Source organism: Staphylococcus sp. GDY8P119P (assembly GCF_017892075.1).
Classification (GTDB): Bacteria; Bacillota; Bacilli; order Staphylococcales; family Staphylococcaceae; genus Staphylococcus; species Staphylococcus ureilyticus.
This window is the reverse complement of record NZ_JAESKJ010000006.1, coordinates 546,327-561,051: the sequence shown is the minus strand read 5'-3', so window position 1 is coordinate 561,051 and position 14,725 is coordinate 546,327. Positions and strand designations below refer to the sequence as shown.

At 35.0% G+C, this 14,725-nt stretch carries 15 protein-coding genes; 6 read left to right on the top strand and 9 right to left on the bottom strand.

Annotation, left to right across the window (positions count from 1 at the left end; all coding sequences use genetic code 11):
- Positions 1-12 precede the first annotated feature (12 nt).
- The 9 genes from purN to purE are packed head-to-tail and all read right to left on the bottom strand — an operon-like array spanning position 13 to position 8,487.
- On the bottom strand, positions 13-579 hold the full coding sequence (gene purN / locus KA830_RS06860; protein ID WP_046207891.1) for a phosphoribosylglycinamide formyltransferase: 567 nt from the start codon (positions 577-579) through the stop codon (positions 13-15).
- A 2-nt stretch (positions 580-581) separates the two neighbouring features.
- Complete coding sequence (gene purM, locus KA830_RS06855; RefSeq protein ID WP_204180102.1) at positions 582-1,610, bottom strand: phosphoribosylformylglycinamidine cyclo-ligase; 1,029 nt, start codon at positions 1,608-1,610, stop codon at positions 582-584.
- Positions 1,603-3,090: an amidophosphoribosyltransferase gene (gene purF, locus KA830_RS06850; protein WP_070038035.1), complete on the bottom strand. Its 1,488-nt coding sequence runs from the start codon at positions 3,088-3,090 to the stop codon at positions 1,603-1,605. The genes purM and purF overlap by 8 nt, the downstream gene beginning before the upstream one ends.
- Positions 3,069-5,258 (bottom strand): phosphoribosylformylglycinamidine synthase subunit PurL, encoded by a 2,190-nt coding sequence (gene purL, locus KA830_RS06845; protein WP_046207894.1) that lies wholly within the window; start codon positions 5,256-5,258, stop codon positions 3,069-3,071. Before purL ends, purF begins: the two co-directional genes overlap by 22 nt.
- The gene (gene purQ, locus KA830_RS06840; protein ID WP_046207895.1) at positions 5,251-5,922 is read right to left on the bottom strand and encodes a phosphoribosylformylglycinamidine synthase I; all 672 of its coding nucleotides are present in this window, start codon (positions 5,920-5,922) and stop codon (positions 5,251-5,253) included. Before purQ ends, purL begins: the two co-directional genes overlap by 8 nt.
- Complete coding sequence (purS, locus tag KA830_RS06835) at positions 5,922-6,182, bottom strand: phosphoribosylformylglycinamidine synthase subunit PurS (RefSeq protein WP_019468141.1); 261 nt, start codon at positions 6,180-6,182, stop codon at positions 5,922-5,924. The genes purQ and purS overlap by 1 nt, the downstream gene beginning before the upstream one ends.
- A 1-nt stretch (position 6,183) precedes the next feature.
- Positions 6,184-6,885: a phosphoribosylaminoimidazolesuccinocarboxamide synthase gene (gene purC, locus KA830_RS06830; RefSeq protein ID WP_204180103.1), complete on the bottom strand. Its 702-nt coding sequence runs from the start codon at positions 6,883-6,885 to the stop codon at positions 6,184-6,186.
- Complete coding sequence (gene purK, locus KA830_RS06825; protein WP_204180104.1) at positions 6,885-8,018, bottom strand: 5-(carboxyamino)imidazole ribonucleotide synthase; 1,134 nt, start codon at positions 8,016-8,018, stop codon at positions 6,885-6,887. The genes purC and purK overlap by 1 nt, the downstream gene beginning before the upstream one ends.
- On the bottom strand, positions 8,005-8,487 hold the full coding sequence (gene purE, locus KA830_RS06820; RefSeq protein ID WP_107360204.1) for a 5-(carboxyamino)imidazole ribonucleotide mutase: 483 nt from the start codon (positions 8,485-8,487) through the stop codon (positions 8,005-8,007). The genes purK and purE overlap by 14 nt, the downstream gene beginning before the upstream one ends.
- Before the next feature lie 204 nt (positions 8,488-8,691).
- Here purE and folD point away from each other — a divergent pair, with 204 nt between their 5' ends.
- The 6 genes from folD to qoxD all read left to right on the top strand — a co-directional run bounded on the left by folD (position 8,692) and on the right by qoxD (position 14,717).
- On the top strand, positions 8,692-9,549 hold the full coding sequence (gene folD, locus KA830_RS06815; protein ID WP_046207899.1) for a bifunctional methylenetetrahydrofolate dehydrogenase/methenyltetrahydrofolate cyclohydrolase FolD: 858 nt from the start codon (positions 8,692-8,694) through the stop codon (positions 9,547-9,549).
- Positions 9,550-10,144: 595 nt separating this feature from the next.
- Entirely contained in the window at positions 10,145-10,462 is a 318-nt protein-coding gene (locus KA830_RS06810) for an immunoglobulin-like domain-containing protein (protein ID WP_046207900.1), read from the top strand.
- Positions 10,463-10,725: 263 nt separating this feature from the next.
- Positions 10,726-11,847 (top strand): cytochrome aa3 quinol oxidase subunit II, encoded by a 1,122-nt coding sequence (gene qoxA / locus KA830_RS06805; protein ID WP_046207901.1) that lies wholly within the window; start codon positions 10,726-10,728, stop codon positions 11,845-11,847.
- Positions 11,847-13,835, top strand: a complete 1,989-nt coding sequence (qoxB, locus tag KA830_RS06800) for a cytochrome aa3 quinol oxidase subunit I (protein ID WP_046207902.1) — start codon at positions 11,847-11,849, stop codon at positions 13,833-13,835. The genes qoxA and qoxB overlap by 1 nt, the downstream gene beginning before the upstream one ends.
- Entirely contained in the window at positions 13,825-14,430 is a 606-nt protein-coding gene (qoxC, locus tag KA830_RS06795) for a cytochrome aa3 quinol oxidase subunit III (protein WP_046207903.1), read from the top strand. Before qoxB ends, qoxC begins: the two co-directional genes overlap by 11 nt.
- Complete coding sequence (gene qoxD / locus KA830_RS06790) at positions 14,427-14,717, top strand: cytochrome aa3 quinol oxidase subunit IV (RefSeq protein ID WP_046207904.1); 291 nt, start codon at positions 14,427-14,429, stop codon at positions 14,715-14,717. The genes qoxC and qoxD overlap by 4 nt, the downstream gene beginning before the upstream one ends.
- The last annotated feature ends 8 nt before the right edge of the window (positions 14,718-14,725 follow it).

The window sequence follows — 14,725 nt, the reverse complement described above, 5'->3', positions numbered from 1 at the left end:
TATTGGCACCTCTTATTGAATAATTTTTGAAATAACTTCTGGATACAATTCATGTTCAATTGCTTTTATTCTTTCTTCTAATTGTTCTTTCGTATCATCCGGTTTTATTTCACATGTACGTTGTTCAATAATTTCTCCTGTATCCATCCCACTATCTACAAAATGTACTGTTGTGCCTGTGATCTTGTCACCACTATTTAATGCTTGACCAATCGCGTCTTTACCACGATATTTCGGCAATAATGAAGGATGAATATTAATGATACGTTTTTGATAGGCATTTAATATATTTTCACCGATTAATTTCATATAACCAGCTAAAATAATCCATTCAACTTTTTCGGTTGTTAACCATTCAATGATTTTCCGCTCATAATCTGCTTTAGAATCAAAGTTTTTAAGCTCATTAATATGTACATCTAAATGATATTTTCTTGCTCGCTCAATACAATAAGCATTAACCTGATCCGTATATAAAGCAGTCACTTCAATGTTCGGCAAATGACCTGCTTCTATTTGTGACATGATACTTTCAAAGTTACTTCCTGACCCTGAAGCAAAGATAGCAATTTTTGTCACTTTCATACCCCCGTCAAATGAATTGGCGCTTCACTTTTAGCAATTTCACCAATTCTATATGCATTTACTTGTGCTTGTTGTAACGTATTTAATACTTTAGCTTCATCATTAGCATCAACAACTAAGGTGAAACCGATCCCCATATTAAATACATTGTACATTTCTTTAGTCGAAATATTGCCTTGTTTTTGCAACCATTCAAATATCTTTGGTGTTGGAAATTGAGTTACATCAATTTTTGCACCTACACCCTCAGGCAATGCTCTTGGGATATTTTCAATAAATCCGCCACCAGTAATATGCGTCATCGCATGTATGTTTACGTGTTCTTTTACAGCTAATACAGGCTTGACATATAGTCGTGTTGGTTCTAAAAAGATATCTAAAAATGTGTGGTTTTGATCAAATTTGTCTTGTAGATTAATACCTGATTTTTTTATTAAATTACGTACCAAGCTGTAACCGTTAGAGTGTATACCACTTGATTCAAGACCTATTATTACATCACCTGGTTTCACGGCTGAACCGTCTATATACGCTTCTTTTTCAACAGCTCCTACAGCGAATCCTGCTAAATCATATTCACCTTCATGATACATTTCACCCATTTCAGCTGTTTCGCCACCAATCAGTGCTGTATTTGTAGCTTCACAACCGTCACTAACCCCTTTAACAATCTGTTCAATAACTTCTGGAACAACTTTATGTGTTGCAATATAATCTAAGAAATACAATGGTTCTGCACCAGTTGTTAAAATATCATTGACACACATCGCTACTGCATCAATACCTATCGTATCGTGTTTGTCATTATCAATCGCTAACTTTAATTTAGTACCAACACCATCTGTTCCAGATACGAGTAATGGTGCTTTCATATTTAACTGTGATAAATCGAATGTAGCACCAAAACCGCCTAATCCACCTAAGACTTCTTTACGCATTGTTCTTTGAACATGACTTGACATACGTTCAACCGCTTCATAACCTGCACTAATATCAACACCTGCTTGTTGGTATGCTTTAGACATTTAAATTACCCTCTCTATCAAAGTATTGTTTATGATTTGCTAAATATTCTTTTTGACGTTCGCTTAAATGTTCAAAATAATCTTGTTCATAATCATAAAGACCAGCAGGATAATCACCTGTAAAACTTTCTACACATAACCCTTTATAAGGAGCATCTACATCAAGGCCAATTGAATCTATTAAACCAGCTACAGTTAGATAGGCCAGAGAATCTGAACCAATATGTTCACTGATTTCTGATGGTGATTTGCTCGCTGATATGAGTTCAGCAGTAGTTGAAACGTCTATACCATAAAAGCTTGGAAACATAAATTCAGGAGAAGCAATACGTACATGCACTTCATTAGCTCCAGCATCTTTTAGCATTTGTACTATACGCTTACTTGTCGTGCCTCTAACAATAGAATCATCCACTAAGACGATATTTTTGCCTTGTACGATATCCTTTACTGCCGATAATTTGACCCTTACACCTTGCTCTCTTAATTCTTGAGTTGGTTGAATAAATGTACGCGCTACATATTGATTTTTGACTAACCCCATCTCATATGGCAAACCACTTTGTTCAGCATAACCAGAGGCTGCTGAAAGTGAAGAATTAGGTACACCAATAACCATATCTGCATTTTCAACTGGACTTTCTAACGCTAATTGTTTACCAGATTGTTTACGAATCGCATGAACATTTTTTCCTGCAATAGTTGAATCTGGTCTAGCAAAATAAATATACTCCATAGCTGATATCGCCGTATTCGTATGTCTCGTATAAGACTCTACTCGAATACCTTCATCATTGATAACCACATATTCACCTGCATGGATATCTCTTACATACGTTGCACCTAAAACATCTATAGCACAAGTTTCACTTGCGATGATGTAAGCACCTGTTTTCATTTTTCCTACAACTAAAGGTCTGATTGCATTTGGATCAACAGCACCATATAATGCATCTTTTGTTAATAACGCAAATGTAAAACCACCTTTTATTTTTCGTAAACTTTCCTGTAACGCTGCTTCAAAGGTTGGCGCTTTACTTTTACGAATTAAATGCATGATTACTTCAGTATCTGAAGAAGAATGGAAAATAGAACCTTGATGCTCAAGAGATTTTCTTAAACTTTGTGCATTTATAAGGTTTCCGTTATGACAAACTGCGACACTCATATCATAAAAATGGTACAAAAATGGCTGAATATTCTCTATACCTTTATTCCCCGATGTCGCATATCGTACATGACCAATCGCATGTTGATAGGACTTAAATGATTCCAACTGTGTATCTGAAATGGCTTCAGTCAATAAGCCAAGCCCTCTTTCTCCAGTGAGTTTTTGTCCATCAGAACACACCATACCTGCGCCTTCTTGACCTCTATGTTGTAAGCTATGTAAACCCATATACGTCAATTGTGCTGCTTCATGATGATTCCAAATACCAAAAACGCCACATTCTTCGTTTAATCCGTTGTAGTCATACATTTAGGAATTGCTCCTTCCCACTGTTCATTCAATTGTTTCACATCACGTGAAATTAACGTGTCCCCGTTAGAAACTACAAATTTTCCATCTTCTGTTAATGTACCAACTTTAATAGCATCTGCGATATCTAAAGGTTGGTCACCTTTTACTGCTACTACATAACGCCCTTGCGTTTCACTGAATAATTGCTCATTTTTTAGATTTAAAGTTACATTTAAGCCCATTTGATAATGTGCACTGATACGAGCAAAAGTCATTAACAGGCCACCTTTACCCACTGTTTGTACGTGGGATGCTATACCATTACGTATTGCCCTTTTAATCGACTCTCCTCTTTTGACTTCATTTGATAAATCAATGGTTTCAACTTCATGATTCACCTTACTGAAAAGTAATTTCTCAATTTGACTCCCACCAAAATCGCTAAATGTATCGCCTACAACATAAAGCGTATCACCCACTTTTGGCGTAAAATCATTGAAATAATCAATTTCTTCAATCAAACCAACCATACCTACGACTGGTGTTGGGAATATTGAAGTTTCTTTTGTTTCGTTATACAAGGATACATTGCCAGAAACGACTGGTGTCTTTAATATTTCACAGGCTTCAGCCATACCTTTAGTAGAATCTGCTAATTGTTGATAAATTTCTTTTTTCTCCGGTGATCCATAATTCAAACAATCGGTCATCGCTAAAGGTGTAGCACCTACAGAAATCAAATTACGGTATGCTTCTGCTACTACCATCTTTCCGCCTTCGTATGGATGATTAAAGACATATCGTGCTTCACCATCTATCGTAGAAGCAATTGCTTTATTTGATCCTTCAACACGAACAACTGATGATTGTAAGCCCGGTTTGACAATAGTATTCGCACCAACTTGTTGATCATACTGCTCGTATAAATAACGTTTTGAAGCAATCGTTGGATGAATGAGTAAACGATTAAATACATCTTCGACATCTATGTCACTGTATTCATTTTTAGGTTCATTATATTGAGGAGTTTCACCTTCAAGCACGTAAACAGGTGCTTCATCTGACAATGGCTGTACGGGTATATCAGCGAAAATTTCATCTTCATATGTAAGTACAAAACGATCTGTATTTGTAACTTCACCGATAACAGCACTATCTAATTCATGCTTATCAAATAAATTTAAGAATTTATCTTCAGATCCTTTTTCAACTACTAATAACATGCGTTCCTGAGTTTCAGAAAGCATCATTTCATAAGGTGAAATACCTTTTTCTCTTGTTGGAACTTTTTCTAATTGTAGATGTAAACCACTTCCACCTTTAGCAGCCATTTCAGAAGATGATGATGTTAATCCTGCTGCCCCCATATCTTGGATACCTACTAGCTCATCAAATGTTATTGCTTCTAAAGTTGCTTCCATTAATTTTTTTCCAACAAATGGGTCACCAATTTGTACTGAAGGTCTCTTACTTTCACTATCTTCACTTAGTTCTTCAGATGCAAAAGTAGCACCGTGAATGCCATCACGTCCTGTTTTTAATCCCACATATATAACTGAATTACCGGAGCCTTTAGCAGTACCTTTTTGAATTTTATCGTGATCAATGATACCTACGCACATTGCATTGACCAATGGATTGCCATCATATCTATCATCAAATTCTATCTCACCCGCAGTTGTTGGAATCCCAATACAATTGCCATAACCGCCAATACCGGCTACTACACCACGTAATAATCGACGATTTTGTTTTTCTGACAATTCACCAAAGCGTAAACTATTTAATAAATTTATTGGTCTAGCACCGATTGAAACAATATCTCTTATAATGCCTCCTACCCCAGTAGCAGCACCTTGATATGGTTCAACAGCAGAGGGATGATTATGTGATTCAACTTTAAATACTACTGCTTGGTTGTCACCAATATCTACGACGCCTGCACCTTCACCAGGCCCCATCAACACATGTGATCCTGACGTTGGAAACTGAGTTAAAAATGGCTTGGAATGTTTATAAGAACAATGTTCACTCCACATGACAGAGAAAATACCAGTTTCAGTAAAATTGGGCTCACGACCTAAAATTTCACATACTTTATCGTATTCTGACTCCGATAAACCCATATCTTTATATCGTTTTTCTAATTTGATTTCTTCCACACTTGGTTCGATAAACTTAGACATTTTGTTCCCTCCAACTATTAACCATTGCTTCAAATAACTTAACGCCACTATCAGTACCTAATAAAGATTCCATCGCACGTTCAGGGTGCGGCATCATTCCACAAACATTTCCGTTTTTATTTACAATACCTGCAATATCATTGTAAGAACCGTTGGGGTTATCCTTGTATTTTAAAATGATTTGATTGTTTTCTTCTAATCTGTCATACATTTCTGATGTACAATAGTAATGACCTTCCCCATGCGCTACAGGATATACTACATTTTCATTCTCTTCATATAAATTAGTGAAAGGTGTATGATTATTGACTACTTTTAGTAGTTCATTACGACTTACAAATAAATGTGAATCATTATGCAATAATGCACCTGGCAGCAAACCTATTTCTGTAAGAATTTGAAATCCGTTACAAACACCTAATACAGGTTTCCCTTCTTTAGCGAAACGTTTCACTTCTTCAGTGATAGGTGCAACACTTGCCATCGCACCTGAACGTAAATAGTCACCAAAAGAGAAACCACCAGGTATTAAAACACCGTCAAAACCTTCTAAAGATGTATTTCTATAGTCGACATATTCTGCTTCTACACCAGATTTCAATGCTGCATTATACATGTCCCTATCACAATTGGATCCTGGGAATTTTAGCACTGCAAATTTCATTATGCTTTCTCCCCTTCTTCCAATACTTTATAGCTATATTCTTCAATAACGGTGTTTGCAAAAAGTTTTTCGCTTAAAGTTGTAACGACATTGTGAACTGCAGCATCAGTAGCTTCATCAACTGTCATGTACAGTAATTTACCAACACGTATATCATTAACTTGTGTGTATCCTAAATCATGTACTGCGCGATTTAAAGCTTGTCCTTGTGTGTCTAATACTTGTGGCTGTAATGTGATATGCAATTCAATTGTTTTCATTTTATAGTTCCTCCAATTTATTAAGAAAAGTTTGATAAGTGTCTATGATTGAACCAGTATCTTCACGATAAACGTCTTTATCGAAATTTGTATCACTATATTTATCCCAAATGCGACATGTATCTGGTGAAATTTCATCTGCTAATAAAATTTGGCCATTCGTGCTACGTCCAAACTCTATTTTGAAATCTACGAGTCTTAGATCCATATCATCCATTAATTCAAGCAATACTGAATTAATTGTTATTGCTGCATCTTTTAATTTTTCAATTTCATCTTTACTAGCTATATTTAATAATTGTATGTGATCTTCTGTAATTAAAGGGTCATTTAAATCGTCGTTTTTATAAAAGAATTCAACTAATGGGCTTTCAAACTTATGACCTTTATCAAAGCCTAATCTCTTTGTTATAGAGCCTGCAGCAATATTTCTAACTACGACCTCTAATGGAATAATGTCTACAGATTTTACGAGTTGTTCAGTTTCTGATAATTGTTCGATAAAGTGACTATTAATATCACGATCTTGAATAAGACTGAAAATTCTAGAAGTAATTTGATTATTTAAACGGCCTTTACCTTCTATAAAATCTTTTTTTGCACCATTACCTGCTGTGACTTCATCCTTATATTTAATTCGAAGTACATCTGATTGTGCCGTAGAAAAAATTCTTTTCGCTTTTCCTTCATATAACAAAGACATTAGCCATGTCTCCCTTCAAAATAATTTAGTAAAGTTTGTTCTGTTTGTTCTACATTGTTTGTAAGCATTGTAAGATGACCCATTTTACGGTCAGGTTTACGACTTGATTTTCCATAAATATGTACATGCCATTCAGGATGGTCGCCGAATTTATGTTCTAACAGATCTAAATCTCTTCCTAATAAGTTCATCATTACACTAGGTTTTAATAATTCGATTTTTTCTGGTAAGTGTTGACCTGTCACTGCTAATATATGTGTATCAAACTGCGAATAATCACACGCTTCAATTGAATAATGTCCTGAATTATGAGGTCTAGGTGCAATTTCGTTCACAAACAATTGATTGTTTGAATCGATGAAAAACTCCACTGTAAACGTACCTACAAAGTGAATATGTTTGATGATCTTTTCAACTTCATTTCGTGCTAATTGTTCAATTTGTGAATCCACACGTGCAGGCACAACAGTCTTAAATAATATTTGGTTTTGATGTTCATTCTCTTGTAACGGGAAGTACGTAATTTGATTATTGTTACCAATCGTTACCGTTAAAGAAACTTCTTTTTGTAGATTTAAAAATTTTTCAGCGACACATTCTTGCTTTTCAATTAACGCTTTTGCATTGTCCAAATCTGTTTCATTTGTAATAAGTAATTGTCCTTTTCCGTCGTATCCACCAAATCTTGTTTTTATCATAAAAGGAAAACCAATTGTTTCTATAGCTTGAGATAACTCATCTGGGTCAGATAATTTTATAAATGGTGCTACTTGAGTTCCAGCACCTTGCAAGGTTTGCTTTTCAATCAATCTATCCTGTAACAGTTGTATAGCTTGATAACCTTGAGGAATATTATATTGAGAAACTAATGTTTGTAATTGATGCGCAGAAATATTCTCAAACTCATATGTGATAACGTCGGACAATTCACCTAGTTGAATAAGCGATTGTTCGTCATCATAGTTTGCTTTTATAAATTGATGCGCTACATATTGACATGGACAATTTTCATCAGGATCTAAAACGATAACGTTATAACCCATTTTCTGTGCAGATTGTGCCATCATTTTTCCTAATTGCCCGCCACCAATAATTCCAATCGTTGATCCAAATGTCAGTTTATTGAAGTTCATGTTGCATCTCACTCACTTTCTCAACCAATAATTTTTCATAATTTTCCAAATTCTTTTGGATAACTTTATTACCAATGCTGAGCATTCTTGCAGCAAGTATTCCTGCATTTTTGGCTCCAGATTTGCCTATAGCTGTCGTTGCCACTGGAATACCACCCGGCATTTGGACAATAGATAGAAGAGAATCTAATCCTTTTAAACTTTTAGATTCTATTGGCACACCAATTACTGGTAATGTCGTCATTGAAGCAACCATACCTGGCAAGTGTGCTGCTCCACCAGCACCTGCAATAATGACATCATAGCCATTGTCTCTAGCTCCTTTTGCAAATTCATACATTAATTGAGGCGTACGATGTGCGGAAACAACTTTCTTTTCGTACGGTATATCTAGTTGTTCTAACATTTGACAACTTTCTTTCATAGTCTCCCAGTCGGAAGAACTACCCATTATGACTACCACTTTCAAAATGAACACCCTTTCAGAAATTTGAAATGTTACGTCTATTAGATGTATATTACAGATATAGCATAACAACTAAAAATCGCTTTTTCAATCAAAAATCGAACTTTAAAGCAAAAAAATCTTTAAATTTTCGTCTTTTGGTTGAAAAACATGATGTTAATTATGTTAAAGTTAAGTAAAGTTCATACATTGGAGGAGGATTTTTTCATGGTCGCAAAAATTTTAGACGGGAAACAAATCGCAAAGGATTATAGACAAGGTCTAAAAGATCAAGTCGAAGCTTTACAAACTAAGGGTTACACGCCAAAATTATCAGTAATATTAGTAGGTAATGACGGTGCTAGTAAAAGTTATGTGAATTCTAAAAAGAAAGCTGCAGAAAAAATAGGCATGATTTCTGAAATCGTACATTTAGATGAAAGTGCTAGTGAAGAAAAAGTATTAAGTGAACTTCAACGCTTAAATGAGGATGACAGTGTCAGTGGCATATTAGTTCAAGTGCCACTACCAGATCAAGTTAGCGAACAAAAAGTTCTAGAATCAATTAACCCCGCTAAAGATGTTGATGGATTCCATCCTGAAAATATAGGTAAATTATATATTGACCAACAAACTTTTGTACCTTGTACACCTCTTGGTATTATGGAATTGCTAAATCATGCTGACATTGATTTAGAAGGAAAAGATGCTGTTGTTATAGGTAGAAGTCATATTGTAGGTCAACCAGTATCAAAACTATTATTACAAAAAAATGCATCAGTAACGATACTGCACTCAAGAACTAAAGACATGCACCAACATTTAAAAAACGCTGATATTATCGTTAGTGCTGTTGGACGTCCTGGACTTGTTACTAAAGAAGATGTTAAAGAAGGTGCAGTTGTAATTGATGTTGGTAATACACCAGATGAAAACGGAAAATTAAAAGGTGATATTGCCTATGATGAAGTTAAAGAAATTGCTGGTGCTATTACACCTGTACCTGGTGGCGTTGGCCCAATGACTATTACAATGGTATTAAACAATACACTTATGGCCGAAAAAATGCGTAGAGGTATTGAATAACAATCACACGCTTAATTTCAAAACATTTTAATAACAGGCAAAACTGAGATTTCGTATCTCAAACTAATGAATAAACGTCAATTTCTAAGTGATCACAATAGAAATTGACGTTTATTTTACTTTTATGAAATATATGCCGTGTTGATCTACTATCTTCCTTATATAAAACTTCAAATCATTTTTTACAAAACGAACAAATTGCGTAAGTGAGAATTGTTTGTAAGCTGAAGTTCAGTTAAATATTTTATACTTTTCAATTCAAATCATATATGGCCAGATAAGCAGACAAAATCTTTTTTCGTAAAATCAGATTTCTGCCCCACGCTCATATTCATTTTTAAACCATCTCCTAAAACAGCTCTTATTTTATTAAAACATCCATCAATAAGGTTTTATTCAAAAACACTCAATTTTCTTTAGTAGTTTTTACGTTTTTCAAAAATTTATTACAGTTAACTGAATTTTTTCGAAAAATTATAACTTAATTTACACAATTACGTTATATTAAGACTATAGTACGATGTAATTTCTATCAAAATAAAATATAGTGTATTTAAGATAAAAAATAAATGACGCTCATACGGAGGTTTACGTTATGAATAAATTAATGCAGTCATTATCAGCACTCGGGGTATCTGCAACCCTTGTTTCACCTAATCTAAGTGCAGAAGCTACAGAAAATTCTATCCCCGAATTAAAAGGAACAAACGATGTTATCATCGATAAAGGAAATAACTATAATTTATTAAATGGCGTACGTGCCTATGATAAAGAAGATGGTGACTTAACGCACAAAATTTCAGTAGATGGAAATATTAACACTGAAAAAGAAGGCAAATATAAAATTGAATATACTGTAGAAGATTCAGAAGGTGCAACGAATAAATCAATAAGATATATTGAAGTAAAATAAATAGTATATCAATACATATGTCATAATGAAATTCACTCAAACAATTAATTTTGGTGTGAAATTATCCTATCGCCTAAAATATGACACTTTTCACAAAATGTACACATAATTTTAACAAATCTTTGAAAGCCCGTCAGACGTTGAGTTTGTTGGGTTTCTTTTAATTTTACAATAATTTTTTTTGCACAAACACTTGTAAATATTGCGTAATATCTTAAAATTGATGGTAAGCCCTACAATTGTAGTATTAGGAGGTCAAAAAAGTGTCAAAATTTAAGTCTTTGCTTCTACTCTTTGGCTCACTAATTATACTTAGTGGTTGTTCAAATGTAGAAGTTTTAAACCCAAAAGGGCCGGTAGCAAGTGACTCGAAGTTCTTGATTATTTATTCAATCATCTTCATGCTTGTTATTATTGCCGCCGTACTTATCATGTTTGCTCTGTTCCTATATAAATATAGATTACACAAAACAGACGAGTCTGGTAAGATGCACCACAATTCTTTAATTGAAACAATTTGGTTTATCATTCCGGTGATCATCGTTATCGCTTTAGCGATTCCTACAGTAAAATCACTTTATATGTATGAAGCTAAACCGGAAAAACAAGACGATCCACTTGTTGTCTATGCAACAAGCGCTGGTTATAAGTGGTTCTTCAGTTATCCTGAAGAAAAAATCGAAACTGTTAACCACCTAACAATACCTAAAGATCGCCCTGTTGTCTTCAAACTCCAATCAATGGATATGATGACAAGTTTCTGGATACCACAATTAGGTGGTCAAAAATACGCGATGACTGGTATGACAATGGATTGGACATTAACTGCTAGCGAAGAAGGTACGTTCCGAGGACGTAACTCAAACTTCAACGGTGAAGGATTCGCTCGTCAGACATTTGATGTTAATTCTGTTAGCCAAAGTAAATTTAAGGATTGGGTAAAAGATGCTCAAAGTCAAAAGAAATTAGATCAAGATACTTTTGATAAACAACTTTTACCAACTACTGAAAATAAAAACTTAACTTTCAGTGGTACGCACATGGCGTTTGTTGATCCAGCAGCTGATCCTGAGTATATTTTCCATGCTTATGATCGTTTCAATTACGTACAGAAAGATCCAAACTTCAATACACCTGAAGAAATTAAAAAAGATGTATTGGATAAACCGAATAAACCTGCACGTAAACCTCAAATCACAAACGCAAACTATGAACGTCATGGTATGAAAGCTATGATTCTAGGCAATAATGAACCATATGATAGTGAATTCAAAGATGAAGAATCACATAATATGGATGAAATGGAAAAAATCTCAGAAGGTGCTAAAGATGAAAAAGCATCTAAAGCTGAGAAAAAAGACCATGAACATGGAGGTGGACATTAATGAATTTCCCATGGGATCAATTACTCGTTCAAGGTAACTGGATGATTACAATGGCGCAAATTGGTGCACCGTTTGCTATCATCGCAGTAATCGCAGTAATTACTTACTTTAAATTGTGGAAATATCTATACAGAGAATGGTTCACGTCTATTGACCATAAAAAAATTGGTGCTATGTATTTAATCTGTGCTGTATTAATGTTCGTACGTGGTGGTATTGATGCCCTAATGATGCGTACACAATTAGCAATTCCAGATAATACATTCTTAGAAGGAAATCACTATAATGAAGTCTTCAGTACGCACGGCGTAATAATGATTATCTTTATGGCGATGCCTTTCATCTTTGGTTTATGGAATGTTATTGTACCTCTTCAAATTGGTGCAAGAGACGTTGCATTCCCTGTATTAAATAACGTAAGTTTCTGGTTATTCTTCTCTGGTATGTTGTTATTCAACCTATCATTTATAATCGGAGGCTCACCTGCAGCTGGTTGGACTAACTATGCACCACTCGCAGGAGAATTCAGTCCAGGACCTGGGGTTAACTACTACCTTATCGCAATACAGATTTCTGGTATAGGTACCCTAATGACTGGTATTAACTTCTTTGTAACAATACTTAGATGTAAAACACCTACGATGAAATTTATGGAAATGCCAATGTTCACGGTTACTACTTTCATTACAGCATTAATCGTTATTTTGGCTTTCCCAGTATTGACAGTTGCGCTAGCACTGTTTACAACAGATAGAATCTTCGATACTGCATTCTTTACAGTCGCAAATGGTGGTATGCCAATGCTATGGGCTAACTTCTTCTGGGTATGGGGGCACCCCGAAGTTTATATCGTTATCCTACCGGCATTCGGTATTTATTCAGAAATTATTCCAACATTTGCACGTAAACGTCTGTTTGGTCACCAAAGTATGGTGTGGGCAACAGCAGGTATCGCATTCCTTAGTTTCTTAGTTTGGGTTCACCATTTCTTCACTATGGGTAATGGTGCATTAATTAACTCATTCTTCTCAATCACAACTATGCTGATTGGTATACCAACAGGTGTTAAATTATTTAACTGGTTATTCACTTTATATCAAGGTAGAATTACATTTGAATCGCCTATGCTATTCGCATTAGCATTCATTCCTAACTTCTTACTTGGTGGTGTAACTGGTGTTATGCTTGCAATGGCAGCAGCCGACTATCAGTACCATAATACGTACTTCTTAGTTGCTCACTTCCACTACACATTAGTAGCTGGTGTTGTATTTGCTTGTTTAGGTGCACTCATTTTCTGGTGGCCTAAGATGACTGGATTTAAGTTAAACGAGACATTAAACAAATGGAGTTTCTGGTTATTCATGATTGGATTTAACGTTTGTTTCTTACCTCAATTCATCCTTGGATTAGATGGTATGCCACGTCGTTTATACACTTATATGCCAGAAGATGGATGGTGGTTGCTAAACGCAATCTCTACTGTCGGTGCATTAATGATGGCACTAGGCTTTATGTTCTTAGTTGCTAGTATCGTATATAGTTTCTTCAAAGCACCACGTGAAGCTACTGGTGACAACTGGGATGGCTTAGGACGTACATTAGAGTGGTCAACTGCTTCAGCAATGCCACCTAAATACAACTTTGCTATTACACCAGATTGGAATGACTACGATACATTTGTAAATATGAAAGAACACGGTAGACACTACTTAGATAATCACAATTATTCTGATATCCATATGCCAAATAATACGCCAGTTGGTTTCTGGATGGGAATTTTCTTCACAATCGGTGGATTCTTCCTTGTCTTTGAAACTATACTTCCAGCCGTTATTTGCTTAATAGGTATCTTTGGTACTATGATTTACCGCAGTTTCCAAGTAGACCACGGTTATCATATTCCAGCTTCTGAAGTAGCAGAAACCGAAAAACGTTTACGTGAAGCACGTATTAAAGAAAGGGAGGCTGTAAGTCATGAGTCATGATGCAAACACTATTGATCAACGTTCGCATGAAGGTAATTTAAATAGACTTGGCTTTTGGGTATTCCTTACAGCGGAAGTCTCATTATTCGGTACGCTATTCGCAACCCTATTAACGCTTCAACACGGTGGCGATTATGGCGGTAAAATGACAACTGAAATGTTCGAATTACCCCTAATTTTAATAATGACATTTGCGTTATTAATTAGTTCTTACACTTGTGGTATTTCTATTTACTATATGAGACAAGAAAAAGCAAAATTAATGACAATATGGATGATTATCACTTTACTATTCGGAGTAGTGTTCGTAGGCTTTGAAATTTATGAGTTTGCTCACTATGTCTCAGAAGGTGTTAACTTAACTATTGGTTCTTACTGGTCTAGTTTCTTTATTCTTTTAGGAACACATGGTGCCCACGTATCTCTAGGGATTGTTTGGATTACATGTCTATTAATTCAAGTTGCAATGCGTGGATTAAATAAAGATAATGCTCCTAAATTATTTATAGTAAGTTTATATTGGCACTTCTTAGATGTTGTTTGGATCTTCATCTTCACTGCCGTATATATGATAGGGATGGTGTTTAGCGGATGAATACAATTGTAAAACACACAGTAGGTTTTATTGGCTCAATCGTTTTGACTATTTTAGCAGTATTCGTAACCCTATACACATCAATGGCACTAAATGCTAAGATTACAATCATCTTTGGCTTTGCCTTTATCCAAGCTGCAGTACAATTATTAATGTTCATGCACTTAACTGAAGGTAAAGATGGAAATGTACAAGGGTTTAAAGTTATATTTGCGGTTATCATTACTCTAATTACAGTTATTGGTACGTATTGGGTAATGCAAGGTGGACACTCAAGCCACTTATAATCCCAAAA